The sequence below is a fragment of the Pseudomonas sp. LBUM920 genome (assembly GCF_003852315.1).
GTDB lineage: Bacteria > Pseudomonadota > Gammaproteobacteria > Pseudomonadales > Pseudomonadaceae > Aquipseudomonas.
The window spans coordinates 5462879-5487103 of sequence record NZ_CP027762.1 but is presented as its reverse complement, the minus strand read 5'-3'; the positions used below and the strand labels follow the sequence as shown (position 1 = coordinate 5487103).

Annotated in this window: 28 protein-coding genes; 17 read left to right on the top strand and 11 right to left on the bottom strand. The window is 60.8% G+C overall.

From position 1 onward, the window contains the following. Positions 1–73: 73 nt before the first annotated feature. From rplU to C4J83_RS25415, 7 genes are all read left to right on the top strand, one after another. On the top strand, positions 74–388 hold the full coding sequence (gene rplU, locus C4J83_RS25445; protein WP_007950961.1) for a 50S ribosomal protein L21: 315 nt from the start codon (positions 74–76) through the stop codon (positions 386–388). A 34-nt stretch (positions 389–422) separates the two neighbouring features. Beyond that, the gene (rpmA, locus tag C4J83_RS25440; RefSeq protein WP_003176049.1) at positions 423–680 is read left to right on the top strand and encodes a 50S ribosomal protein L27; all 258 of its coding nucleotides are present in this window, start codon (positions 423–425) and stop codon (positions 678–680) included. Positions 681–873: 193 nt separating this feature from the next. Beyond that, on the top strand, positions 874–2097 hold the full coding sequence (gene cgtA / locus C4J83_RS25435) for an Obg family GTPase CgtA (RefSeq protein WP_016976186.1): 1224 nt from the start codon (positions 874–876) through the stop codon (positions 2095–2097). A gap of 137 nt (positions 2098–2234) precedes the next feature. Further along, positions 2235–3353, top strand: a complete 1119-nt coding sequence (gene proB, locus C4J83_RS25430) for a glutamate 5-kinase (RefSeq protein ID WP_026013771.1) — start codon at positions 2235–2237, stop codon at positions 3351–3353. A gap of 16 nt (positions 3354–3369) precedes the next feature. Next, positions 3370–3834: a CreA family protein gene (locus tag C4J83_RS25425; protein ID WP_106578204.1), complete on the top strand. Its 465-nt coding sequence runs from the start codon at positions 3370–3372 to the stop codon at positions 3832–3834. A gap of 100 nt (positions 3835–3934) precedes the next feature. Further along, a complete protein-coding gene (locus tag C4J83_RS25420) occupies positions 3935–4417 on the top strand; it encodes a glutathione peroxidase (RefSeq protein ID WP_106578205.1) in 483 nt (160 codons plus the stop codon). A 307-nt stretch (positions 4418–4724) separates the two neighbouring features. Next, the gene (locus C4J83_RS25415) at positions 4725–5828 is read left to right on the top strand and encodes an NADH:flavin oxidoreductase (protein ID WP_124418452.1); all 1104 of its coding nucleotides are present in this window, start codon (positions 4725–4727) and stop codon (positions 5826–5828) included. Here C4J83_RS25415 and C4J83_RS25410 read toward each other — a convergent pair. Together C4J83_RS25410 and cysZ are read right to left on the bottom strand one after the other, a co-directional pair. After that, entirely contained in the window at positions 5797–6999 is a 1203-nt protein-coding gene (locus tag C4J83_RS25410; protein WP_119736716.1) for a glycosyltransferase family 4 protein, read from the bottom strand. The genes C4J83_RS25415 and C4J83_RS25410 overlap by 32 nt on opposite strands. A gap of 54 nt (positions 7000–7053) precedes the next feature. Beyond that, positions 7054–7818, bottom strand: a complete 765-nt coding sequence (cysZ, locus tag C4J83_RS25405; RefSeq protein WP_106578208.1) for a sulfate transporter CysZ — start codon at positions 7816–7818, stop codon at positions 7054–7056. A gap of 292 nt (positions 7819–8110) precedes the next feature. On the opposite strand from cysZ, the gene trxB reads away from it, so the two are divergent. Beyond that, a complete protein-coding gene (gene trxB, locus C4J83_RS25395; protein ID WP_010206474.1) occupies positions 8111–9073 on the top strand; it encodes a thioredoxin-disulfide reductase in 963 nt (320 codons plus the stop codon). 182 nt (positions 9074–9255) lie between these two features. On the opposite strand, the gene C4J83_RS25390 is transcribed toward trxB, so the two are convergent. The 6 genes from C4J83_RS25390 to C4J83_RS25365 form a co-directional block, all read right to left on the bottom strand. After that, positions 9256–9597 (bottom strand): HopJ type III effector protein, encoded by a 342-nt coding sequence (locus tag C4J83_RS25390; protein WP_119736718.1) that lies wholly within the window; start codon positions 9595–9597, stop codon positions 9256–9258. Further along, entirely contained in the window at positions 9590–9886 is a 297-nt protein-coding gene (locus C4J83_RS25385; RefSeq protein WP_106578210.1) for a DUF1244 domain-containing protein, read from the bottom strand. The genes C4J83_RS25390 and C4J83_RS25385 overlap by 8 nt, the downstream gene beginning before the upstream one ends. Positions 9887–9970: 84 nt before the next feature. Next, positions 9971–10342: a dihydroneopterin triphosphate 2'-epimerase gene (gene folX / locus C4J83_RS25380; RefSeq protein ID WP_003194073.1), complete on the bottom strand. Its 372-nt coding sequence runs from the start codon at positions 10340–10342 to the stop codon at positions 9971–9973. A gap of 2 nt (positions 10343–10344) precedes the next feature. Then, positions 10345–10905, bottom strand: a complete 561-nt coding sequence (gene folE / locus C4J83_RS25375) for a GTP cyclohydrolase I FolE (protein ID WP_053257937.1) — start codon at positions 10903–10905, stop codon at positions 10345–10347. A 20-nt stretch (positions 10906–10925) separates the two neighbouring features. Next, positions 10926–11636: a dihydromonapterin reductase gene (gene folM, locus C4J83_RS25370; protein WP_119736723.1), complete on the bottom strand. Its 711-nt coding sequence runs from the start codon at positions 11634–11636 to the stop codon at positions 10926–10928. Positions 11637–11693: 57 nt separating this feature from the next. Continuing rightward, the gene (locus C4J83_RS25365; protein WP_124418450.1) at positions 11694–12254 is read right to left on the bottom strand and encodes a putative antibiotic biosynthesis monooxygenase; all 561 of its coding nucleotides are present in this window, start codon (positions 12252–12254) and stop codon (positions 11694–11696) included. Between the two features lie 212 nt (positions 12255–12466). Between C4J83_RS25365 and C4J83_RS25360 the strand changes: the two genes are divergently transcribed. Beyond that, positions 12467–13417, top strand: coding sequence for a MerR family transcriptional regulator (locus C4J83_RS25360; protein ID WP_124418449.1), 951 nt, complete (start codon positions 12467–12469; stop codon positions 13415–13417). Positions 13418–13419: 2 nt separating this feature from the next. Here the strand turns inward: C4J83_RS25360 and C4J83_RS25355 are convergent, their stop codons facing one another. After that, positions 13420–14025, bottom strand: coding sequence for a hypothetical protein (locus C4J83_RS25355; protein WP_106578214.1), 606 nt, complete (start codon positions 14023–14025; stop codon positions 13420–13422). A 58-nt stretch (positions 14026–14083) separates the two neighbouring features. Next, a complete protein-coding gene (locus tag C4J83_RS25350) occupies positions 14084–14551 on the bottom strand; it encodes a PAS domain-containing protein (protein WP_106578215.1) in 468 nt (155 codons plus the stop codon). A gap of 129 nt (positions 14552–14680) precedes the next feature. Between C4J83_RS25350 and C4J83_RS25345 the strand changes: the two genes are divergently transcribed. Then, a complete protein-coding gene (locus tag C4J83_RS25345) occupies positions 14681–15136 on the top strand; it encodes a flavodoxin (protein ID WP_124418448.1) in 456 nt (151 codons plus the stop codon). Here the strand turns inward: C4J83_RS25345 and C4J83_RS25340 are convergent. Beyond that, on the bottom strand, positions 15117–16013 hold the full coding sequence (locus C4J83_RS25340) for a LysR family transcriptional regulator (RefSeq protein WP_106578217.1): 897 nt from the start codon (positions 16011–16013) through the stop codon (positions 15117–15119). The genes C4J83_RS25345 and C4J83_RS25340 overlap by 20 nt on opposite strands. 98 nt (positions 16014–16111) lie before the next feature. On the opposite strand from C4J83_RS25340, the gene C4J83_RS25335 reads away from it, so the two are divergent. The 7 genes from C4J83_RS25335 to C4J83_RS25300 all read left to right on the top strand — a co-directional run bounded on the left by C4J83_RS25335 (position 16112) and on the right by C4J83_RS25300 (position 24070). Beyond that, positions 16112–16498 carry a CidA/LrgA family protein gene (locus C4J83_RS25335; protein ID WP_124418447.1) on the top strand — a complete coding sequence of 129 codons (387 nt, stop codon included), beginning with the start codon at positions 16112–16114 and terminating at the stop codon, positions 16496–16498. Further along, entirely contained in the window at positions 16488–17174 is a 687-nt protein-coding gene (locus C4J83_RS25330; protein ID WP_124418446.1) for an LrgB family protein, read from the top strand. The genes C4J83_RS25335 and C4J83_RS25330 overlap by 11 nt, the downstream gene beginning before the upstream one ends. A 150-nt stretch (positions 17175–17324) precedes the next feature. Continuing rightward, positions 17325–18107 carry a class II aldolase/adducin family protein gene (locus C4J83_RS25325; protein WP_124418445.1) on the top strand — a complete coding sequence of 261 codons (783 nt, stop codon included), beginning with the start codon at positions 17325–17327 and terminating at the stop codon, positions 18105–18107. Then, complete coding sequence (locus tag C4J83_RS25320; protein WP_124418444.1) at positions 18107–19009, top strand: alpha/beta fold hydrolase; 903 nt, start codon at positions 18107–18109, stop codon at positions 19007–19009. Before C4J83_RS25325 ends, C4J83_RS25320 begins: the two co-directional genes overlap by 1 nt. Positions 19010–19499: 490 nt before the next feature. Continuing rightward, positions 19500–20411 (top strand): SDR family oxidoreductase, encoded by a 912-nt coding sequence (locus tag C4J83_RS25310; RefSeq protein WP_124418443.1) that lies wholly within the window; start codon positions 19500–19502, stop codon positions 20409–20411. A 483-nt stretch (positions 20412–20894) separates the two neighbouring features. Then, the gene (locus tag C4J83_RS25305; protein WP_119736743.1) at positions 20895–22685 is read left to right on the top strand and encodes a DUF1302 domain-containing protein; all 1791 of its coding nucleotides are present in this window, start codon (positions 20895–20897) and stop codon (positions 22683–22685) included. A 26-nt stretch (positions 22686–22711) separates the two neighbouring features. Then, positions 22712–24070: a DUF1329 domain-containing protein gene (locus C4J83_RS25300; RefSeq protein WP_119736745.1), complete on the top strand. Its 1359-nt coding sequence runs from the start codon at positions 22712–22714 to the stop codon at positions 24068–24070. The last annotated feature ends 155 nt before the right edge of the window (positions 24071–24225 follow it).

Below are 24225 nucleotides of genomic sequence, written 5' to 3'. Positions count from 1 at the left end.
ATCCCATGCAGCCATGCCAGCCAATACCTCTTCTTATAAAGCGCTGGGTGAGCAGGATTATCGGAGAAATACCATGTCGTACGCAGTAATTGTTACTGGTGGCAAGCAATACAAGGTCGCCCCAGGTGAATACCTGAAGATCGAAAAACTGGAAGTCGCCACTGGCGAATCCGTTACCTTTGATCGCGTTCTGTTGGTCGCCAATGGCGATGACGTGAACATCGGCGCTCCAGTTGTTGCTGGCGCTACCGTTGTGGCTGAAGTGATCTCCCAAGGTCGTCACGATAAAGTCCGCATCATCAAGTTCCGTCGTCGTAAGCACCACATGAAGCGTATGGGCCACCGCCAGTGGTACACCGAGATCAAAATCACCGGTATTCAGGCTTAATTTCAGCCTAATTCCTCACTAGGAGAATTGACTCATGGCACACAAAAAAGCTGGTGGTAGTACCCGTAACGGTCGCGACTCAGAAGCCAAACGCCTTGGCGTGAAGATGTATGGCGGCCAGAAAATCATTCCGGGCAACATCATCGTGCGTCAGCGCGGCACCCAATTCCACGCCGGTTACGGTGTTGGCATGGGTAAAGATCACACCCTCTTCGCTAAAATCGAAGGCGTGATCAAGTTTGAAGTAAAAGGCGCTTTCAACCGCCGTTACGTGAGCGTTGTCGCCGCTTAATTGCGCGATCGCTGGAAAAGCCCTGTCTCGCGACGGGGCTTTTTCGTTTGTGGAGTGAGTCTCTTGCAAAGCTGTTTGTAATGAGCTCAGGCGCTGGATAGGCGGTCATTGTTTGAGGTCGCTGCGCTCATTTTTGCAAGAGTCTTATGTCTTGGTTTCTTAAGCTCGTCCATGCGACGAGAGGCGTTTTGTTATGAAGTTCGTTGATGAAGTTTCCATCCGAGTAAAAGCAGGCGACGGCGGTAACGGTTGCATGAGTTTCCGTCGCGAAAAATTCATCGAAAACGGTGGCCCCAACGGTGGTGATGGCGGTGACGGCGGTTCCATCTACATGATGGCCGACGAAAACCTCAACACCCTGGTCGACTACCGTTACACCCGGCACTTCGATGCCGAGCGTGGCTCCAACGGCGGCAGCACCGACTGCACCGGTAAAAAAGGCGAAGACCTGGTGCTGCGCGTACCGGTCGGCACCACAATCATCGACTCGGCCACCCAGGAAGTGATTGGCGACCTGACCAAGGCCGGCCAGAAACTGATGGTTGTGCAGGGCGGCTGGCACGGTCTGGGTAACACCCGATTCAAGTCCAGTACCAACCGTGCACCACGCCAGACCACGCCGGGCAAGCCGGGCGAGCAGCGTGACCTCAAGCTGGAAATGAAAGTACTGGCAGACGTCGGCCTCTTGGGCCTGCCGAATGCCGGCAAAAGTACCTTCATCCGCTCGGTCTCGGCCGCCAAACCGAAAGTCGCCGACTACCCGTTCACCACCCTGGTGCCAAACCTGGGCGTGGTCAGCGTGGACCGCTGGAAAAGCTTCGTGATCGCCGACATTCCAGGCTTGATCGAAGGTGCTTCCGATGGCGCCGGCCTGGGGATTCGCTTCCTCAAGCACTTGTCGCGTACCCGTTTGCTGCTGCACCTCGTCGACATGGCGCCGCTGGATGACACCAGCGCACCGGACGCCGCCGAAGTGATCGTCAGCGAACTGACCAAGTTCAGCCCGGCCCTGGCCGAGCGCGATCGTTGGTTGGTGCTCAACAAGTGCGACCAGATCCTGGAAGAAGAGCACGAAGAGCGCGTCAAGGAAATCGTCGATCGCCTGGAGTGGGAAGGTCCGGTCTACGTGATCTCGGCCATCGCCAAAGAAGGCACCGAGCGCCTGACCCGCGACATCATGCGCTACCTGGAAGACCGCGCCGACCGCCTGGCGGCCGACCCGGTATTCAAGGCCGAACTCGCCGAGCTCGATCAACAGATCGAAGACGAAGCCCGTGCCCAGCTGCAAGCCCTGGATGACCAGCGTGCCCTGCGCCGCAGCGGCGTGAAGTCGGTCCATGACATCGGCGACGATGATTGGGACGAAGAAGACGTGGATGATGAAGACGGTCCGGAAATCATTTACGTGCGCGACTGATTCGTTGCAGTAAACTTAAGCGCCGCTCACTCGAGCGGCGTTTTGGTATCTGGGTATACGGGTAGTCACTAAAGTAGTCACGAATAACGTTATGGGCCGCGCTGGGTCGCGCAGCCCTCAATCTAAGGTTGAAGATGATGCGGAGCAAAGTGACAGGTGCGCAGCGCTGGGTCGTAAAGATCGGAAGTGCGCTGCTGACGGCGGATGGCAAAGGTCTGGATCGCGCAGCCATGAGCGTCTGGGTCGAGCAGATGGTGGCCTTGCATGAGGCCGGTGTCGAGTTGGTGCTGGTGTCGTCCGGGGCCGTTGCCGCCGGCATGAGCCGCCTCGGCTGGACCGCGCGACCCAGCGCGATGCACGAGCTGCAAGCCGCCGCTGCCATCGGCCAGATGGGCCTGGTGCAAGCCTGGGAATCCAGCTTTGCCGAACATGGCCGCCACACGGCGCAGATCCTGCTGACCCACGACGACCTGTCCGACCGCAAGCGTTACCTCAACGCCCGCAGCACACTGCGCGCGCTGGTCGAGCTCAAAGTGATCCCGGTGATCAACGAGAATGACACGGTAGTCACCGACGAAATCCGCTTCGGCGACAACGACACCCTGGCCGCGCTGGTGGCCAACCTGGTGGAAGCCGACCTGCTGGTGATCCTCACCGACCGCGACGGCATGTTCGACGCCGACCCGCGCAACAACCCCGATGCCCAACTGATCTACGAAGCCCGCGCCGATGACCCGGCGCTGGATGCCGTGGCCGGCAGCGTCGGCGGCGCGCTGGGCCGTGGCGGCATGCAGACCAAGCTGCGTGCTGCACGCCTGGCCGCGCGTTCCGGCGCGCACACCATCATCGTCGGCGGGCGCCTGGAGCGTGTGCTGGACCGTCTCAAGGCCGGTGAGCGTATTGGCACGTTGCTGTCGCCGGAACGCGGCATGCTGGCGGCGCGAAAACAGTGGCTGGCCGGGCACCTGCAAACCCGTGGCACGCTGGTGCTGGACGATGGCGCCGTGTCGGCGCTGTCCCAGGGCAACAAGAGCCTGCTGCCAGTGGGTGTCAAGCTGGTGCAGGGCAGCTTCCGCCGTGGCGAGATGGTGGTGTGCGTTGCGCCCGACGGTCGTGAGATCGCCCGTGGCCTGGCCAACTACAGCGCCCTTGAAGCGCAGAAAATCATTGGACAATCGTCTGACGCGATTGTCGGACTATTAGGGTACATGGCCGAACCGGAGCTGGTTCACCGCGATAACCTGATCCTGGTCTAAATAAAGGGAATACACGATGCGCGTCATGAACGGAGTACTCGGCCTGTTGCTGGCTCTGCCGCTGCTGGCCTCGGCTGAAGAAATTGGCCAGGTATCGACGGTGTTCAAGTTTGTCGGGCCCAACGACCGGATCGTGGTCGAGGCGTTTGATGATCCCAAGGTTGATGGTGTGACCTGCTACCTGTCGCGCGCCAAGACGGGCGGCGTCAAAGGCGGCCTGGGCCTGGCCGAGGACCGCGCCGAAGCCTCGATCGCCTGCCGCCAGGTTGGCCCGATTCACTTCAAGGGTGAACTCAAGGATGGCGACGAAGTGTTCAAGGAACGCACCTCGCTGGTGTTCAAGACCATGCAGGTGGTGCGCTTCCTCGACAAGAAGCGCAATACCCTGGTTTACCTGGTTTACAGCGACCGTTTGATCGAAGGCAGCCCGCAAAACGCAGTCACGGCGATTCCGATTTTGCCGTGGCCGACCGCTCAGTAGCCGACAGGCGAGTTTTGTAATCGGCGTCTATGATTGCAGGCTGCAGTCTGTAATCTCGAACGGCCGCAATGCGAAGAACATGGGATATCTGGAGTTCGTCATGAGTGCTTTCCACGACCTGAAACTCAAAGCTTTGGACGGTCAAGAGCTACCGCTGGCGCCCTTCAAGGGGCAAGTTGTGCTGGTGGTGAATGTGGCCTCCAAATGTGGCTTGACCCCGCAATACGCGGCGTTGGAAAACCTCTATCAGCAGTACAAGGGCCAGGGGTTTACCGTATTGGGCCTGCCGTGCAACCAGTTTGCGGGCCAGGAACCGGGCACCGAGGAAGAAATCCAGGCGTTCTGCAACGTGAACTACGGTGTGACCTTCCCGTTGGGCAGCAAGCTCGACGTCAACGGCCACGATCGCCACCAGCTCTACCGTTTACTGGCGGGCGAGGGCGCCGAGTTTCCTGGGGATATCACCTGGAACTTCGAGAAGTTCCTGCTAGGCAAGGACGGGCGAGTGCTGGCTCGATTCTCGCCGCGTACCGCGCCGGATGATCCGACAATCGTGCAGGCCATCGAAAAAGCCCTGAGCTGAACGCCACCAAAGGTTTTTATCGGCGAGTGCGCTTCTGTGACAAGCGCGCTTGTTGTGGCGAGCGGGCTTGCCCCGCGTTGGGCTGCCAAGCAGCCCAAAACAGACACCGCCATTAAGCCGATAAACGCGCTGGCTTCAAATGGGGCTGCTGCGCCGCCCAACGCGGGGCAGCCCCGCTCGCCAAGAGTTTTTTGGTGATTCACTTCCTGACTTTTACCCCTTAATCACCCAGATCAATAGTGCTTTCAGGCGCTGCACACTGCTCATATTATCCGCATCATAAATACCTCTTCCGCGGAGTGCTCCCATGCCTGTCCAAGCCTTGTTCAAACCTTTCCAGCTCGGTGCACTGCAACTGTCGACCCGCGTGGTCATGGCGCCCATGACGCGTTCGTTTTCGCCGGGTGGCGTGCCCAATGCCAAGGTCATCGAATACTACCGCCGCCGTGCCGCCGCCGGCGTGGGCCTGATCATCACCGAAGGTACCGTGGTCGGTCATCAGGCCTCCAACGGTTACCCGAACGTTCCGCATTTTTACGGTGAGGCCGCGCTGGCTGGCTGGAAGAAAGTGGTCGACGCCGTACACGCCGAAGGCGGCAAGATCGTGCCGCAACTTTGGCACGTGGGCAGCGTGCGCCGTATCGGCACCGAGCCTGACGCCAGCGTCCCGGCCTACGGCCCGATGGAAAAACTCAAGGACGGCAATGTGGTCGTCCACGGCATGACCACCCAGGACATCCAGGACGTGATCAATGCCTTCGCCCAAGCCGCCAAGGATGCCCAGCGCATCGGCATGGACGGCGTGGAGATCCACGGCGCCCACGGTTACCTGGTCGACCAGTTCTTCTGGGAAGGCAGCAACCAGCGTACCGACGAATACGGTGGCAGTCTGGCCAACCGTTCGCGTTTTGCCATCGAACTGATCCAGGCCACCCGCGCCGCCGTAGGCCCGGACTTCCCGATCATCCTGCGTTTCTCGCAGTGGAAGCAGCAGGACTACACTGCGCGCCTGGTGCAAACACCCGAGGCGCTGGGTGAGTTCCTCAAGCCGTTGTCCGACGCGGGTGTGGATATTTTCCACTGCTCAACGCGTCGTTTCTGGGAGCCGGAATTCGAAGGTTCCGACCTCAACCTGGCCGGTTGGACGCGCCAGCTCACCGGCAAGCCGACCATCACCGTTGGCAGCGTCGGCCTGGACGGCGAGTTCCTGCAGTTCATGGTCAACACCGACAAGGTCGCGCAGCCGGCCAGCCTGGAAAAGCTGCTGGAGCGCCTCAATAACGACGAGTTCGACCTGGTCGCCGTGGGCCGTGCCTTGCTGGTGGATCCGGATTGGGCGGTGAAGGTGCGCGAGGGACGTGAGGGCGACATCCTGCCGTTCAGTCGTGAGGCGTTGACGACCCTGGTGTAAGAGGTGAAAGGGCGGGCACCGGGTGTCCGTCCTTGCACACTCCGCGTAACTGACGTTCGAACTGTTCGATAATCGCCGGCCAGCCCTGGCGGCTCGCATGTTGGCGAGCGTTCAGGCGCATACGGCGCAGGCTCTCTGCATCTTCCAGCAACCAATTGGCGGCATCGCAAAACGCAGCCTCATCCCCCGGCATCGCCAGCACGCCGTTGTAGCCATGGCGGATATGCTGGGTTGCGGCCGCCTGATCGTAGGCCACCACCCCCAATCCCGAGGCCATGGCTTCCAGCACCACGTTGCCGAAGGTTTCGGTCAGGCTGGGGAACAGGAACACATCGCCGGAAGCGTAATGCCGGGCCAGTTCCTCACCGCGCAGGGTGCCGCAGAAAATCGCCTCTGGCAGTTCCTTTTCCAGCATCGTGCGTTGGGGGCCATCGCCGACGATGATCAGTTTCATCTGGCGCAATGGATAGGTGTCTTGCAAGGTTTCAAAGCAGCGCTTGAGCAACCCCAGGTTTTTCTCCTGCGCCAGTCGACCTACGTGCAGCACGGCGATCTGCTCAGCGTTCAATGCCCAACTTTCACGCAAGGCGTGGTCGCGTTTCGCCGGGTGGAACAACTGGCTGTCGACCCCGCGCGCCAACATTCCCAGACGCTCGAAATTGCGCCGCTCCAGCTCCAGGCGCTGACTGGTGCTGGGGACCAGCGTCAGCGTCGAACGGTTATGGAACCAGCGCAAATAGTGCGTGACCATGCGGCTGAGCAGGCTCAAACCGTATTGGTTCGAGTACTGCTGGAAGTTGGTGTGAAAGCCACTGACCACGCTGATGCCCAGGCGCCGCGCCGCGCGCAACGCCGACAAGCCCAACGGCCCTTCGGTGGCGATGTAGAGCACGTCGGGGCGCTGACGGGTCCAGCGGCGCAGCAACTTATGCATCGACGACTGGCCCCATTGCAGGCCGGGGTAGCCTGGCAGCGGCCACCCGCGGCACAACAGCAGCGCGTCATCGCTGGGGCGGCTCTGATCGCTGCCCTGGCGTGGACGCACTAACTCGACCTGATGGCCTCGCGCGCGCAAACCTTCACACAGGCGGCCAAGGGTATTGGCCACCCCGTTGATCTCTGGCGGGAAGGTTTCGGTGATCAGGGTGATGTGAAGCGAAGCTGTCGTCATGACCCACAGTGTCACCGTGGGCCATGTCGTCATTGTGTCATTGGCATGATGGATTTATGACCGGGTCACTTTCTGCATCGCCATGGCCTCGGCGCCTTGTTCGCGCACCCAGAACAGCGTGGCTCCGGCCACCGCCGCCGGCATCATCAGCAGGTTGACCACCGGCACCAGCAGCACCAGGTAGACGATGCCGCCGAAGCTCATGCTCTGCCAGCGCTTCTGGCGCAGCCAGGCGAGCATCTCGTTCCAGCCCAGCTTGTGGTTGTCCGCCGGGTAGTCAATGTACTGGATCGCCATCATCCACACGCCGAACAGCAGCCACAACGGCGCGGCGATCAGGTTGACCACCGGAATGAACGACAGGATAAACAGGCCGATGGCGCGTGGCAGGAAGTAGCCCAGCTTGCGCATTTCCCGCGCCAGCGTGCGGGGCACCATCGCCACCAGTTCGCCCCAGCTGAACGGCGGGAAGTCGTCGGTGCCGCGCACCACCACTTCAACTTTCTCGGCGAGAAAGCCGTTGAAGGGCGCCGCGATGATATTCGCCAGCATGGTGAAGGTGAAAAACACCATCAGCACCACCAGCACCACAAACAGCGGCCACAGGATGTAACTGAGGAAACTCAACCAGCCCGGCAGCGTCGGCATCAAGGTGTCGACCCACAGGCTGAACTGATGGCCGGCGAAGTAGATCAAACCGACGAACAGCACCAGGTTAATCGCCAGCGGCAGCACTACAAACAGGCGCAGGCCTGGGCTCAATACCAGTTTGAGGCCTTCGCGCAGGTACTGCGGGCCGGAAAGAGCAGGGGCGGGCATTGGAGAACTCCGAGCAGGATGACAAACGCGCCGACCTTACCGCCTTTGCATCCTGGGTGAAAGCAGCGACATCAGCGGTAACATCTAAGCACAATGGCGTCGATTAATCGGGTGGCAGGGATAGAGACCACCTATGAGCTGGATTGTTATTCCGTATTTCCTTAATCTTGCCCCCCTCTATACGCTGCACCCATTATTTTCAGGATCTGCGAGTTCAAGCCTTCCCCAAGTGCTTCGCGGTCCTTTTTTATTCCAGCCGTTCTGTAGTCCGGACGGTCGATAGGAGTGAGTCATGTCTGATACCCGTCATTCGCGAGTGATTATTCTCGGTTCCGGCCCTGCCGGTTACAGCGCTGCCGTTTACGCTGCCCGAGCCAACCTCAAGCCGCTGCTGATCACCGGCATGCAGGCGGGCGGTCAGTTGACCACCACCACTGAAGTCGACAACTGGCCGGGCGACGTCCACGGTTTGACCGGCCCGGTGCTGATGGAGCGGATGAAAGAACACGCCGAGCGCTTTGAAACCGAGATTGTTTTCGACCACATCAACCAAGTCGACTTCTCGAAAAAGCCTTACAGCCTGACTGGCGACAGCGGCGTGTACACCTGTGACGCGCTGATCATCGCCACTGGCGCCAGCGCCCGTTACCTGGGCCTGCCGTCGGAAGAAGCATTCATGGGCAAAGGCGTATCCGCCTGCGCGACCTGCGACGGTTTCTTCTACCGCAACAAGCCTGTTGCCGTGGTCGGTGGTGGCAACACCGCCGTGGAAGAAGCGCTGTACCTGGCCAACATCGCCAGCACCGTGACCCTGGTTCACCGCCGCGAGACCTTCCGCGCCGAGAAGATTCTGATCGACAAGCTGCACGCCCGTGTCGCTGAAGGCAAGATCATCCTCAAGCTCAACGCCACCCTCGACGAAGTCCTGGGCGACAACATGGGCGTGACTGGCGCTCGCCTGAAAAACAACGACGGCAGCTTCGACGAACTGAAAGTCGACGGCGTGTTCATCGCGATCGGCCACACCCCGAACACCTCGCTGTTCGAAGGCGTGCTGGAAGCCAAAGACGGCTACCTGGTGGTGCAAGGCGGCCGTGAAGGCAATGCCACCGCAACCAACATCGAAGGCATCTTTGCCGCCGGTGACGTGGCTGACCACGTCTATCGCCAGGCCATCACCTCGGCCGGCGCCGGCTGCATGGCGGCTCTGGACGCCGAGCGTTACCTCGACGGTTTGAAAGACGCTTCGTTCTAACCCGTTTAAATGAAAAAACCGGCTGCGAGGCCGGTTTTTTTATGTCTGCGATTTATGCAACACCGCCGTTCAAATGTGGGAGCGGGCTTGCTCGCGAATGCGGTGTATCAGTCACCAGATGTATTGACTGCCACTCTGCATTCGCGAGCAAGCCCGCTCCCCCATTTTGATCTATGCCTGACTCAGGATTTGCGGGTCAGTGGCTGTGCGGCGAACTTCACACCCGCCAACCCATGCTCGATCAGCGCACGAATGTTGCCGTGGTCGCTGCCTTCAGGCGTAGCCACCACCGAGCGGTAATGCTCGCCAAACGCCAGCAGCGCTTCCTGATCGCTCAAGCCTTCCAGCAACGCCAGGCCCAGGGTCTTGCACGACCCCTCGTTCTGCCCGGCGGCGTTTTCCACGTTGCCATTGGTGAAGGCTTGCGGCTGGTAGTCGTAACCCGCGGCTACAAAAGCCAAGGTGTCAGCAAAGGCATGTTCGCCGCTGTTGAGGCTGGCGCGCAGGGTGTTCAAATCAGTCATGGGTTTTTCCTTTGGCAAACGCCGCCTGTTGCTCGGCATTGGCTTCTTTCTGGTATTGGGCTTTCCACTCGGCGTACGGCATGCCGTACACCACTTCACGGGCGTCATCGAGGCTCAGCTCGATGTGGCGCTCATCGGCCTCGGCCTTGTACCACTTGGACAAGCAGTTACGGCAGAAGCCCGAGAGGTTCATCAGGTCGATGTTCTGTACATCCTTGCGGCTGTCCAGGTGGGCCACCAGCCGGCGGAAGGCGGCGGCTTCAAGTTCAAGGCGTTGTTGATCGTTCATGGTGGTCTCTTTGAGACAGCTTCAAGCGGGCAAGCTTCAAGCTGCAAGTTGGAGTGTGGTCGGCCTTTAGCTTATCGCTTGCAGCTAGCGGCTTGCAGCTAGCGTTATCGAGACCGACTCGGCAAAGCGCAGCGCGTGAGGCTTGTCCACTTCGACTTCGGCGTACAGCACCGACTCGTTGCTCATCACCAGGTCCAGCAGCTCCTGGGTCAGGCGCTCGAGCAGGGCGAAGCGGTTGCCTTCGACGTGGGCGATGATGGCCTTGGTGATGGTGCGGTAGTTCAGCGCGTGATCGATGTCGTTGTCCCGCACGGCTTCCTGGGCGGCGTACAGGATGGTCAGGTTGATCAGCACGTCCTGCTTGTTGAGGATCTCGTCCTCGTTGATGCCGATAAAGGTGCGCAGGCACAGGTCCTTGACCCGGATGCGCGCCATGCCTGGTTGAAGTTGTGGCATTGCTACTTGCTCCGTCCAATCAGTTGCAGGAACTCCATGCGGGTGGTGTTCGACTCGCGGAACGCGCCGAGCATCACCGAGGTGTTCATGGTTGAATTCTGTTTTTCCACGCCGCGCATCATCATGCACATGTGCTTGGCTTCGATCACCACTGCCACGCCGGCGGCCTGGGTGACCTGCTGAATTGCGTCGGCAATTTGCCGCGTGAGGTTTTCCTGGATCTGCAGGCGTCGCGCGTACATGTCGACAATGCGCGCCAGCTTCGACAGCCCGAGCACCTTGCCGGTCGGAATATAGGCCACATGGGCCTTGCCGATAAAGGGCAGCAAATGGTGCTCGCACAGCGAATACAGCTCGATGTCCTTAAGGATCACCATTTCGTCATTGTCGGACGCGAACAGCGCACCGTTGACGATTTCGTCCAGGTTCTGCTCGTAGCCGTGACACAGGTACTGCATGGCCTTGGCAGCGCGCTTGGGGGTGTCGAGCAAGCCTTCGCGTTCCGGGTCTTCGCCCAGGCCTTTGAGAATTTCGCGGTAGTGTTGGGGCAGGGACAAGGTCATACAACATCCTCACAAACGGCTTACTTGATATGCCGCCCGCCGTTGACGGTCAGGGTGGTACCGGTGACATAAGGGTTGTCCAGCAGGTAACGCACGCTCTGGTAGATCACCTCGGGCCCGGGTTCGATGCCCAGTGCCGATTTGGCCAGGACGTTGGCGCGGTAGGCCGCGTCGTCGCCCTCGTTGAACATCACCATCGCCGGCGCAATGCCATTGACCTTGATCAGCGGCGCCAACTGCGCAGCAAACGACAACGTGAGGCTGTCGAGCCCGGCCTTGGTGGCGCAATAGGCAATATGCTGGCGGCTGCCTTTGCGCACCACGTCGTCGCTGATATGCACGATATCGGCAGGTGAAGAGCGTTGCAGCAAGGGTGAACAATGCAGGTTGATCAGGTACGGCGCAAGCATGTGCACGCTGAACATGTCGGTAAACGCGCGGCTTTCGTCGCCGGGCGTTTCCGCGACCCACGCCGATGCGTTATGGATGATCGCGCGCAGGCTGTTGGTGTGGGTTTGCAGTTGGGCGATGAAGGCCAGAATCCCGGCTTCACTGGAGAAGTCGGCAAACACGCCGACCGCGCCACGCTCGCGCAAGGCCTCAACGCCTGGACGCTCGCTGCGGTAGCTGAAAATAACCGGCTGGCCCTCGTCCAGCAGGCGCTCGGCGCAATGCAGACCGACACGCTGGCCGGCACCGGTGATCAGGATCGGGGCGTTCGTTGCAGTCATGGGAGGCTCAAGTCGCTGGCAGGCTGAAACTATACCAGCGACCGGCCGCCCCTGTACTCAAGCGGCAGCTTCGGCGACCTTGCGCGTCGGCGGTGTGGGGTGCAGCCAGTTCGCCAGCAGGTGCGTCGACAAGGGAATGAACCAGAAAACCATCAAGGGCGTGAGCGCCAGGGTGCTGACCAGCACGCGTGGGGCCAGGTCCAATTCGTTGAGCAGCGGCCCCAGGACGAAGTTGAACAGCAGCGACACCGGGAAAAACGCCAGCCAGATCGCCACAGCCTGTTTCCAGCGCGGCGGCCGTGCACCCACGGCGCCGAACCAGCCATCGATGCCACTGACGCGATGCTCGGACGGGTCGGCGAACAGCTCGCTGCCACGGCTCAACCAGGTACTGCGCGAGGCGGAAAACTCCCAGGCGTGCAGGGTTTTTTCGTCGGCAAAGCGGAAGATGATTTGAAACTCGTCGTCATGGGGCGGCGGAGCCAGTACACCGGAACCCAGGTAACCGGGGAAGTCAGTGGCCAATTGCTCGCCTTCACACAGCCAGGCCATCAATTCTTCATAACGCCCTTTGGCCACGCGGCGCGCAACCATCAAGGTGACAGGGGAGGTAGACATTGTGTATCTCCAAATAATCAGGTGCGCTGAGCCGGGTAGACGGCGCACAAAGGTGGCGGCCGGGTAGGCCATCACCTGAAAAACAGGCAAGGATTATTCCTGTTTTGCAAAAATACGCCAGTGACATTGGTCAGAAGGGTGCGGGCCTTGAAAAGGACAAGTGGAAAGGCGTTAAATGGGATCCAAATCTACACGGATGTTTTTGATCCCCGATGCCCGAAATTACTGCTCCTGTTCACGAAATCGCCCACGGCAGCCTTGCCGATTCCAGCGAGCTTTTTCCGATTCGTGAAGTCTCGAGATTGACAGGTGTCAATCCGGTCACCTTGCGAGCCTGGGAGCGACGGTATGGTCTGATTCAGCCCGCGCGCACCGAAAGTGGGCATCGCCTCTACTCCAGGACCGATATTGAGACCGTCAACAGGATTCTCGATTGGATTGAGCGCGGCGTTGCGGTAAGCAAAGTCGGCAAGATCCTCGCCCGCGATGATCAGCAAGCCGATGTGGTTCGCGCCGAGCGAGACTCGATCGAGGACACGCAATGGCAAACGCGGTTGAGGCAGGCCATCAGTGCTTTCGATGATCGCGCCCTTGAACACCTCTACAGCCAGTTGTCAGCGACCTACCCGCCGAGTGAGGCGTTTCAAGACATCCTCATGCCCCTTTGGAGCGACTTGCTGCGTCATCAAGGCCGCTTCGGCCAAGCCAGCGAGTGGTTATTTTTCGATGCTTTCCTGCGTGAGCAAGCCTGGCTGCGCTTGCAACTGGGCAGCGGCTCGCCCGGGTCCCGGGTCTTGCTGGCGGCGTTGCCCGGCGAATGCCGTAGGTTGGAATTGCTGGTGGCGGCGCTATTGGTCGGTCGGCAGGATCTGCCCATGAAGGTGCTGGAAGTGGGTCAGCCCCTGGACGAACTGACATTGGTCTGTGAAAAAATCCGGCCCCAGGCGCTCGTCATCTTCTCCAACCATTCACACAACCACGAGCTGACCGAGCGCTTGAGTCGCTTGGCGATGACGCTCGATTGCCCACTGTTTCTGGCGGGCGCCGCGTCTGACTTCGCCGAAAAAGACCTGGCAGGTTCCTCGGTCGGCTGCCTGGGCAGCGATGGGCTTGTGATGCAGCGCCGCCTGCAACAGTTTCTGAGTGGGCAGCTGGATACCTGAAGTCAGGCGTGTACGTGCGGATGAACCAGGCGATGCTGGTGCAGGATGAACTGGCGCAGCCGCTCGATTTCATCGGCATCGCTTTGGCTCAGACGGTAAGCGAATAAGCCGCGGGCCGTTTCCCGCTCCAGCGCGCCGCGCAAGGCAATGCGTTCGTAGCCGGACGGGCTGAACCACAGAGAAAAGGTTTTCGGCGGTTTGACCCGGCCACGAATCTCAACCAGCACGCCTTTGAATGACACCTCGTGAACCCATAACGCGGCAGGGTTGCCCTTGACGTTTTCCAGGGCCACCGGTGCTTCGAGGGCCAGACGCCACGGCCGGATCATCGGCCCGTCTTCAAAAATGCTCGGCACGCCCAGGCGCAGATGAACTGCGTGAAACTCGTCTTCTACCAGGTGCAGCGGGAACGTGAGTTGCTGGTTGTCGAACTGCGCCTGGATGGTGACGTGGTCGTGAGCGGCCAAGCGCGTGAGCAAATCACGAATCTGTGCACCGCCGTTGACCGTCAGGCTCGACCACGCATCCCGCAGGTTGAGCTGCGGGTTGTGCTGCATGTCCTGGATAAAATCCAGTTCGTCCTGCGTCAAAAGCGCGTCGCGGTGCATTGATGGAGCTCAACGATGAGACATTAAAAAGCCATTATCGCTCTAAAGACCGTGTTTTTTACACTTTGTTAATTCCGCTCGTCGCTTTGAGCGCCGCCAACTCGCCTTTAAGCTCGGCCACCTGTGCTTCCAGCTGGGCCACGCGTAGTTGTGCTTTGACCTGCGCGCTGACGTCTTTTTGCACGCCCACAAAATAGGTCTGCTTGTCGGCTTCGTTGTAAACCGTCGACAGCGATAGCTCGTTCCAGAAAGGCGCGCCGTCCTTGCGGTAGTTGCGCAGGATCTCCCGGCACGAACCGCCGCTGTCGAGGGCTTCACGAATCGCCATCAGGGCTGGCTGGTCGCGGTCGCCCGCCTGCAGGAAGCGGCAATCCTGATACAGGATGTCGTCCAGTGCATAGCCGGTCATGCGCTCGAAGGCCGGGTTAACGTAGATCAGCGGCTTGTCTTTGCCTTCGCGTTCGGCGACGACGATGCCGTCGTTGGAGGCGTTGATGACCAGCTGCATCAGTTTGGCGTTAATCATTGAGCGGTCCATGGCTTGTTTTTAGAGCCTGCAGTGTATGGCATGCCCTGAATGTTGCGCGGCATGCGCCGAAATATTTGCGCCAGCTGCTAACATCCCACGCTTTGGCTCAACTACAGGATCAGATTGATGAAAGTCGCCATCCTTTCCGGCTCGGTCTACGGCACCGCTGAAGAAGTCGCTCGCCACGCCGCCGGCATCCTCAACGCGGCCGGTTTTGAAGCCTGGCACAACCCGCGCGCCACCTTGGCCGATGTGCAGGCCTTTGCTCCTGAAGCCCTCCTGGCGGTGACGTCCACCACCGGCATGGGCGAGCTGCCTGACAACCTGCAACCGCTGTATTCGAGCATCCGTGACCAACTCCCCGCCGCCTGGCGCGGGCTGCCCGGTGCCGTTATCGGGCTGGGCGACGCCAGCTACGGCGACACCTTCTGCGGCGGCGGCGAGCAAATGCGCGAGCTGTTCGGCGAGTTGGGCGTGCGCGAAGTGCTGCCGATGCTGCGCCTGGACGCCAGCGAAAGCGTCACCCCGGAAGCCGATGCAGAACCGTGGCTGGCGGAGCTGGTCACTGCACTGCGCGGTTGACCGGGAATTCACGCAGCAGCGCCAGCCAGGCCTGGGCGGCTTTGGACAGATAAGCGCCCTCACGCCAGATAAAGGCGATGTCCCAGCGCAGGAAGTCGGGCGCCTTGAGTGTCAGGCGCACCACGCCCGGTCGCACCAACCCGCGGGCGACCACGCTGGGTAACAGCACCACGCCCTGACCGGCCGCGACCAGGGCGACGAGAAAGTCCGCCTGGCCGCTGCGGCCGATCTCCTTCGGCGTAAAGCCCAATTGCTGACAAGCCTGCATCAGTCGGTCATTGAGCACAAAACTGCGTTGGTACATCAGGAAGGGCGTGTCCGCCAGTTCCTCCAGGCGCACCTGGGCATTCTCAGCCAATGGGTGATCCATCGGCAGCAAGGCATCCAGCGGCTCGTCGCAAAAGGGTTGCCAGGCAAAGGCCGGATCACTGGGCATCAGCGTGCCACCCACGTCCAGCTCGCCACTGAGAATCGCCTGCTCGATCGTGCGGCTGCCGCCTTCGAGCAATTGGATGGTGACCTTGGGGTAGCGCCTGCGGTACTCGGCAAACAGCCCGGCAAACAGCGTGTCGCCCGCCAACAGCGGCAAGCCCAGGCGCAGCTCGCCACGGGCCAGTTGCTGCATATCATCGAGCTCACTGAGCAGTTCTGTTTGCAGGCGCAACATGGCTTCGGCGCGCTGCAACACCACCTCGCCGGCGGCCGTCAGGCGAATGTGCGAGCCCGTGCGTTCCAGCAGCGGCGTGCCGAGGCTCTGCTCCAACTGTGCCACTTGCTTGCTGACGGCCGATTGGCTGATGTGCAAGGTTTTACCGGCCTGGGTAAAGCCGCCCCGACGGATCACTTCGACAAAACTGCGCAGCTGTTTGAATTCCATATGCCTGATTCCAGTTTGGAATAGTTGGCAGTCTAACAATTCGCTGTGGGGATGGGGGAGGCGTCTTTAAACTGAGCGCCTGTGAGGATCAAACGCTTATGAACCGTTTCAGGTTCAAACATATCGCCCGCCTGCTGATTGAGCTGGTTGTGCTGCTGGCTATCTATTTTCTGGGCACCCAGCTTGCCGTGTGGTTGGCTTGGCCCATACCCGGTGGCGTGGTGGGCTTGGGCCTGTTGCTGGCGACATTCGCCACCGGCCTGGTCAAGCCGGCCGCCCTGCAACTGGGCGCCGGGGTGTTGATGGCAGAGATGCTGCTGTTTTTTATTCCCGCACTGATGAGCCTGCTTGATTACGGCGGCCTGGTGCGTAACGACGGCTGGCGCATCCTGCTGGTGATCGGTTTCAGCACACTGTCGGTGATGCTGGTGACGGCATTCACCGTAGAGATGGTCTGCCGCTGGAGCATGCGCCGTGAAGCTTGAGTTGATGCCGGTGTTCTGGCTCGCCCTGACCCTGGGCGCCTATGTCTTCAGCCGCTGGATCTATCGCCGCACCGGGCGCTACGTGCTGTCGCCCTTGATCCTCGTGCCGGCGCTGCTGTTGGCGGTGGCCGCGCCGATGCACACGGCGTACGCCGAATATGCCGCCGACACCCACTGGCTGATGCTGGTGCTGGGCCCGGTCACCGTGGCGTTTGCGGTGCCGATCTGGCAACAACGCCGCTTGCTGGCGCGTCATTGGTCGGCGTTGCTGCTGGGCATGGTCGCCGGCAGCGCGGCCTCCATCGGCACCTCGTTCGGGCTGGCCAAGGCGCTGGCATTGAACAGCTCGGTGACGATGTCGCTGTTGCCGCGCTCGATCACCACGCCGTTTGCCATGCCGGTTTCCTCTGACCTGGGCGGTATACCGGAACTGACCGCTGTGTTTGTGATGTTCACCGGCGTGTTCGGCGCCATGCTCGGCGGCGTGCTGCTCAAGTGGTTGCCGTTGCGCACGCCCCTGGCGCGTGGCGCGTTGTTTGGTGTGGGCGCTCATGGTGCGGGCGTCAGCCGGGCGCAGGAAGTGGGCGGTGAAGAGGGCTCGGTTGCGGGCCTGGTGATGGTGTTGACGGGCTTGCTCAACCTGTTCGCCGTGCCTTTATTGGCGGCGCTTCTCTGACGCGGCGCCCGCTGACTTCAACTATTCTTGTTGCTGACTCGTTCGGTCATCAAGCTGGCTGCGAAGGCGACTACTTGCGCGATGGCGTCTGACTAGACTGGCCCTTCACTCAAAAAAACAATAAGAAAATGTGCCAAGGAGGTCGTTGCCGTGAGCCTAGCCCCCGTTCTATCGCCACAGAATGTCAAAGACCAGGTCAGCGCTGCCGAATGGCAAGCCCGTGTCGACCTGGCCGCCTGTTATCGCCTGGTCGCGCTGCATGGCTGGGATGACCTGATCTTCACGCATATTTCGGCCAAGGTGCCGGGCACCGATGATTTTCTGATCAACCCCTACGGGCTGATGTTTCACGAGATCACGGCGTCGAGCCTGGTCAAGGTCGACCAGGCCGGCAACAAGCTGATGGACAGCCCCTACGAGATCAACCCCGCGGGCTATACCATCCACAGCGCCATCCATGACGTGCGCCACGACGTGGCATGCGTGATACACACCCACACGCCCGCCGGTGTTGCTGTTTCGGCGCAGAAGCAGGGCGTGTTGCCGATCAGCCAGCAATCGTTGTTCGTGCTCGCAAGCCTGGCGTATCACGCCTACGAAGGTGTGGCGCTCAACCATGAAGAAAAGGCGCGCTTGCAGGCAGACCTGGGCGACAACAATTTCCTGATGCTGCACAACCATGGCCTGCTGACCTGCGGCGGTACCATCGCTGACACGTTCCTGATGATGTTTATCTTCCAACGCGCCTGCGATATCCAGGTGCTGGCGCAAAACGGCGCGGCTGAGTTGATTGCCATCGAACCGCAGATTCTTGCCGGGTCCAAGGCCATGGTGGCAGCGGTCACCAAGAGCGCTCAGGGTATGGGCGGCGCGCTGGCCTGGCCCGCGCTGCTGCGTAAATTGGACCTGCAAGATCCCGGGTATAAAAGCTGATGCCACTCGCCGAAATCCCGCTCAGAGCCTGGCGCAAACGCGCTCAGGAATTCGTCTTCCGTGGTCGTACGATCCGTTACTGGGTGGCCGGGCAGGGCGAGCCACTGCTGTTGATTCATGGTTTCCCCACGGCCAGTTGGGACTGGCACTACCTGTGGCAGCCGCTGGCCCAGCGCAACCTGGTGATTGCCTGCGACATGCTGGGGTTCGGCGACTCGGACAAGCCGGTGGATCACGACTATTGCCTGTTGGAGCAGGCCGACCTGCAGCAGGCGTTGCTCGACCACCTGCGCGTGGAGCAACCGGTGCATGTGTTGGCCCACGACTACGGCGACAGCGTCGCCCAGGAATTACTCGCCCGTCATTACGAAGGCCGTTTTCCGATGGCCAGTTGCGTATTCCTCAACGGCGGGCTGTTCCCGGAAACCCATCGCCCGGCGTTGGTGCAAAAACTGCTGCTCAGCCCGCTTGGCTGGATGATCGGCCGTGCCTTCGGGCGCAATGCCTTGTCGAACAGCTTCAGCCAGATTTTTGGCCCGAATACGCGGCCCAGTGAAAGCGCGCTGGATGATTTCTGGAGCCTGATCAGTTGCAATGACGGCACGCGCATCCTGCACAAACTGATTGCCTACATTCCCCAGCGCCGCCGCTTGCGGGAGCGCTGGGTGGACGCGTTGCAGCGCGGCGAGGTGCCGTTGCGCGTGATCGACGGCGAAGTCGACCCGATCTCCGGTGTGCATATGGTGGAGCGTTATCACCAGTTGGTGCCGCACGCCGACACGGTGTTGCTGGCCAATATCGGTCACTACCCGCAGATAGAAGCGCCGGTACTGGTGCTCAAGCATTACCTGGCGTTTCGCGAGCGCGTCGGCCAGCCCGCGCCACGGGTGGCCTATTCCTGAGCCACCCGTTGTGGCGAATGAGCTTGTTGTGTTTGCGCCAGGCTCACATTAGCGAGCGGGCTTGTTGTGGCTGCGCCAGGTTTACATTAGCGAGCGGGCTTGTTGTGGCTGCGCCAGGTTTACATTAGCGAGCAGGCTTGTTGTGGCGAGCGGGCTTGCCCCGCGTTGGGGCGCGAAGCGGCCCTGAAACCTGCCACCGCGGTACACCAGACACTGTGCAGTAACCTTATCGGGGCGGCTTCGCCACCCAACGCGGGGCAAGCCCGCTCGCCACAACAGCCCGCTCGCCACAAGAGGCCTGCTGCTCAGCAAGCCTGCTTGCCACAGCACGCGCGCTCGCCACTGAGAAGGCGACGCCCTGCGAAAGCCTGAGACGCACAATCATCCCGCTGCCTTATCGAGCACCATTCAGCCTCGGCCGACTTTATTGTGACCGGAGGCTGTGTGCCTGACACTCACGCCATTGCCATTGTCGCCAGCGGAGTTCGGTATGAGTGAGTCAGTGCAGTTCCAGGATAAGGTCGTGATCGTCACCGGTGCCGGCGGCGGGTTGGGCCGGGCGCATGCGCTGCTGTTCGCCCGACACGGGGCCAAGGTGCTGGTCAATGACCTCGGAGGTTCCACTCAAGGCGAGGGCGCCAACGCCTCGGCCGCCGATCGCGTGGTCGCCGAAATCCGCGAAGCGGGCGGCATTGCCGAAGCCAACCATGACTCCGTCACCGACGGTGACAAAATCGTGCAGAACGCGCTCGATGCATTCGGTCGCATCGATGTGGTGGTCAACAACGCCGGCATCCTGCGCGACAAGACCTTCCACAAAATGGACGACGGCGACTGGGACCTGGTGTATCGGGTGCATGTCGAGGGTGCCTACAAAGTGACCCGCGCTGCCTGGCCGCATTTGCGTGAGCAAGGTTATGGCCGGGTGATCTTCACCGCGTCCACTTCGGGCATCTATGGCAACTTCGGTCAATCCAACTACGGCATGGCCAAGCTGGGCTTGTACGGCTTGACCCGCACCCTGGCGCTGGAAGGGCGCAAGAACAATATTCTGGTCAACGCCATCGCCCCCACCGGCGGCACGCGCATGACCGAAGGCCTGATCCCGCCGCAAGTGTTCGACCGCCTCAAGCCGGAGCTGGTCAGCCCGTTGGTGGTGTACCTGGGCAGCGAGGCGTGCCAGGAAACCTCCGGCCTGTTTGAAGTGGGCGGCGGCTGGATCGGCAAGACCCGCTGGGAGCGCAGCCTGGGTGTGGGGTTTGACCCCGAAGCCGGGTTTTCACCCGATGATGTGGCTGCGCATTGGGCGCAGATCTGCGACTTCGAAGGCGCCGCGCACCCCAAGGACAATATCGAGGCATTGAAGGAGATGATGGCCAACTTGCAGAAGTTCAGCCTCTGATCGTTGCTCGAACACTATCGAATACTGCGGGGCGCTGATGGCGCCCCGTTTTCGTTCAGGCATAAAAAAGGCCGCTGCATAGGCAGCGGCCGAAGTAAGACGTTGGATCAAGGAGCGACAAATCAACGTCAGTGAACACGGGTAACAGATTGAATAAATTAGCCAATCCGTCGAAATTCAGCTGTTCTCCCCAGGTTGGGAGCGGGCCGTTTGCCCTGAGAGCGAGGTAAGAATAGTCGGTTGTAACAAATTGAGTAATAGCGGTTCAAGACAAGGACTGTTACCAAATTGGCAACAGTCGCGCCGCAGGCCATCCATTCCCCTGATAACGCGCTATCTACCCCAGTCATGGGCCGGTCAAAACCCCGGCCAGAGCGGAAGCTAATCCTTTCGAGCGACACTGCGAATACCCCTTTGGTGCGCTTATCGCTCCTCGCGGGCGGCAGTAGGGTGGGGCCTTCTGTCACTCACCGGGGAAGACGCATGACAAAAACAACAATGCGCGCCATCTTCACGCCACAGGCGCTCGCCGCGGCGGTTGCACTGGGCTGCTGCGCCCAGGCACAGGCTGTTTCGTTCAACATTGGCGAGATCGAGGGGCAATTCGATTCTTCGCTGTCGGTCGGCGCCAGCTGGGGCATGCGCGATGCCGACAAAAAGCTGGTGGGCATTCCCAATGGCGGCACGGGTCAGGCGTCCACCGGGGATGACGGGCGGCTGAACTTCAAGAAGGGCGAAACGTTCTCCAAGATCTTCAAAGGCATTCACGACCTGGAGCTCAAGTACGGCGACAGCGGCGTGTTTGTGCGCGGCAAGTACTGGTACGACTTCGAACTGCAGGACGAAGACCGCGAGTTCAAGCAGATCAGCAATCACCATCGCGACGAAGGCGCGCGGTCGTCCGGCTATGAGCTGCTGGATGCCTTCGTCTATCACAACTATTCGATTGGCGACCTGCCCGGCAACGTGCGCGTCGGCAAGCAGGTCGTCAGCTGGGGCGAAAGTACGTTCATCGGTAACTCGATCAACAGCATCAACCCCATCGACGTGTCGGCCTTTCGTCGACCCGGTGCCGAAATCAAGGAAGGCCTGATCCCGGTGAACATGCTGTTCGCGTCCCAGAGCCTCACCAACCAGCTGTCGGTGGAAGGTTTCTACCAGTTGAACTGGGAAAACACCGTGGTGGACAACTGCGGCACTTTCTTCGGCAACGACGTGGTTGCTCACGGCTGCAACAACAACTACACCGTCGGCAGCCCGGCGATTGCGCCGCTGCAGCCGGTGGCGGCCGCGTTCGGCCAGGGCTTTCAAGTCACGCGCGAAGGCGTGGTGGTGCAGCGTGCCAAAGACCGCGAAGCCCGCGATGGCGGGCAGTTCGGGGCGGCCTTGCGCTGGCTTGGCGATGACACCGAGTACGGCCTGTACTTCATGAATTACCACAGCCGCACACCCACCGTGGGCACGATCACCGCCAACACCAACCTGGCCACCATCGGGCGTATCGCGGCCACCGCCAACGCCATCGCGCCCGGCAGCGGCTCGGGCCTGGCCCAGAGCACCATGCTCGGTCGTGGTCAGTACTACCTCGACTACCCGGAAGACATCCGTCTGTACGGCGCCAGTTTCTCCACCACCTTGCCCACCGGCACGGCGTGGACCGGCGAGATCAGCTACCGCCCGAATGCGCCGGTGCAGCTCAACACCACCGACTTGACGCTGGCGTTGGTCAACCCGATTGCCGGCCAAACCGCCTCGCCGATCCGCAGCTCGTTCGGCTCGGATAACTCAGGCTACCGCCGCAAGGAAATCACCCAGATCCAAAGCACCATGACCCAGTTCTTCGATCAGGTGCTGGGCGCCGAACGTCTGACATTGGTGGGCGAGGCGGCCTATGTGCACGTCGGCGGCCTGGAGGCCAAAACCAAACTGCGCTACGGCCGCGACTCGGTGTATGGCGCCTATGGTTTCGGCGGCGATACCGACGGCTTCGTCACCGCCAATTCCTGGGGTTATCGCGCCCGCGCAATCCTGGATTACAACAACGTGTTTGCCGGGGTGAACCTCAAGCCCAACCTGTCCTGGTCCCATGACGTCAGCGGCTATGGGCCGAACGGGATATTCAACGAAGGCGCCAAGGCGATCAGCGTCGGTGTGGACGCGGATTACCGCAACACCTACACCGCCAGCCTGAGCTACACCGACTTTTTTGGCGGCGACTACAACACCCTCACCGACCGCGACTTTATCGCCCTCAGCTTCGGCGTGAACTTCTGATCTGCTTTAAGGAAGGACAACAACCTATGCGTAAGATATTTGCAGTGATGGCCCTGAGTCTGCTGGCCGCCCACGTGATGGCGGCGGTATCGCCCGAAGAGGCCGCCAAGCTTGGCACCACCCTGACGCCGGTCGGCGCTGAAAAAGCCGGCAACGCCGATGGCTCGATCCCGGCCTGGACCGGCGGCATCCCCAAAAACGCCGGCGCGGTGGACAGCAAGGGGTTTCTGGCCGACCCATTTGCCAATGAAAAACCGCTGTTCGTGATCACCGCCGCCACGGTCGACAAGTACAAAGACAAGCTCTCCGACGGCCAGGTGGCGATGTTCAAGCGCTACCCCGAAACCTACAAGATCCCGGTGTACCCAACCCACCGCACGGTCAACCTGCCGCCGGACATCTACGAGTCGATCAAGCGCAGCGCGCTCAACGTGCATGCGATCAACGACGGCAATGGCCTGGAGAATTTCACCGGCAACCGCTACTACGCGTTCCCGATTCCGAAAAATGGCGTGGAAGTGCTGTGGAACCACATCACCCGCTACCACGGCGGTAACCTCAAACGCATCATCACCCAGGCGACTCCGCAAACGAATGGCAGCTACACGCCGATCCGTTTCGAAGAAGAAGTGGCAGTGCCGCAAGCCATCCCGGACATCGACCAGGCAAAGGCGGCCAACGTGCTGAGCTTCTTCAAGCAATCGGTCACCGCCCCGGCACGTCTGGCGGGCAACGTGCTGTTGGTGCACGAAACCCTCGACCAAGTGAAGGAACCGCGCCTGGCCTGGATCTACAACGCCGGCCAGCGCCGGGTTCGCCGCGCGCCGCAAGTCTCCTACGACGGCCCGGGCACCGCCTCCGACGGCCTGCGCACCACCGACAACTTCGACATGTTCTCTGGCGCGCCCGACCGCTACGACTGGAAGCTGGTCGGCAAAAAAGAGGTCTACATCCCCTACAACAGCTACAAGCTCGATTCGCCGACCCTCAAGTACGACGACATCATCAAGGCCGGGCACATCAACCAGGACCTGACCCGCTACGAACTGCACCGCGTGTGGGAAGTGATCGGCACCGTCAAGCCGAGCGAACGGCACATCTACGCCAAGCGCCACATGTACATCGACGAAGACAGCTGGCAGGTCGCGCTGGTTGATCACTACGACGGCCGTGGCCAACTGTGGCGGGTTGCCGAGGGCCACGCGCAGTTTTACTACGACCATCAGGTGCCGGCCTACACCGTGGAAACGCTGTACGACATCATCGCCGGGCGCTACATCGCGCTGGGCATGAAAAACGAGGAGAAGAGCAGCTTCGTGTTCGGCTTTGCGGCCAAGGCGGCGGATTACACACCGGCAGCGTTGAGGTCTGAGGGCGTGCGCTGATCTTCAATTGCAATGCAATCACCCTGTGGGAGCTGGCTTGCCTGCGATGGCGGTACACCTGCCACAGCTGGGCCAACTGACCCAACGCTATCGCTGGCAAGCCAGCTCCCACATTGACCGGGTTCCACTTTAGGGTGGGGTGGAATCCCGGGTTT